Genomic DNA, 1,030 nt, shown 5'->3' with positions numbered 1-1,030 from the left:
CTGAGGACAAGCCCTCGGCCTATTAGTACCGGTCAACTCCACCCCTCACAGGGCTTCCATATCCGGCCTATCAACCCAGTCGTCTACTGGGAGCCTTACCCTCTCAAGGAGGTGGGAGTGCTCATCTCGAAGCAGGCTTCCCGCTTAGATGCTTTCAGCGGTTATCCCTCCCGAACGTAGCCAACCAGCCATGCCCTTGGCAGAACAACTGGCACACCAGAGGTTCGTCCGTCCCGGTCCTCTCGTACTAGGGACAGCCCTTCTCAACACTCCTACGCGCACAGCGGATAGGGACCGAACTGTCTCACGACGTTCTAAACCCAGCTCGCGTACCGCTTTAATGGGCGAACAGCCCAACCCTTGGGACCTACTCCAGCCCCAGGATGCGACGAGCCGACATCGAGGTGCCAAACCATCCCGTCGATATGGACTCTTGGGGAAGATCAGCCTGTTATCCCCGGGGTACCTTTTATCCGTTGAGCGACGGCGCTTCCACAAGCCACCGCCGGATCACTAGTCCCTACTTTCGTACCTGCTCGACCCGTCAGTCTCACAGTCAAGCTCCCTTGTGCACTTACACTCAACACCTGATTGCCAACCAGGCTGAGGGAACCTTTGGGCGCCTCCGTTACCCTTTAGGAGGCAACCGCCCCAGTTAAACTACCCACCAGACACTGTCCCTGATCCGGATCACGGACCCAGGTTAGACATCCAGCACGACCAGAGTGGTATTTCAACGACGACTCCACCATGACTGGCGTCACGGCTTCAAAGTCTCCCACCTATCCTACACAAGCCGAACCGAACACCAATATCAAGCTATAGTAAAGGTCCCGGGGTCTTTCCGTCCTGCTGCGCGAAACGAGCATCTTTACTCGTAATGCAATTTCACCGGGCCTATGGTTGAGACAGTCGAGAAGTCGTTACGCCATTCGTGCAGGTCGGAACTTACCCGACAAGGAATTTCGCTACCTTAGGATGGTTATAGTTACCACCGCCGTTTACTGGCGCTTAAGTTCTCAGCTTCGCC

Annotated in this window: 1 rRNA gene; it reads right to left on the bottom strand. The window is 55.9% G+C overall.

From position 1 onward, the window contains the following. Positions 1-2: 2 nt before the first annotated feature. Positions 3-1,030: ribosomal RNA gene (locus ACFCX4_RS36335) — 23S ribosomal RNA — on the bottom strand; the annotation flags it as partial.

It is taken from the genome of Kitasatospora sp. NPDC056327 (assembly GCF_042261735.1).
Taxonomy (GTDB): Bacteria; Actinomycetota; Actinomycetes; order Streptomycetales; family Streptomycetaceae; genus Kitasatospora.
The sequence above is the reverse complement of the archived record's forward strand: the minus strand, read 5'-3'. Positions and strand labels throughout refer to the sequence as shown.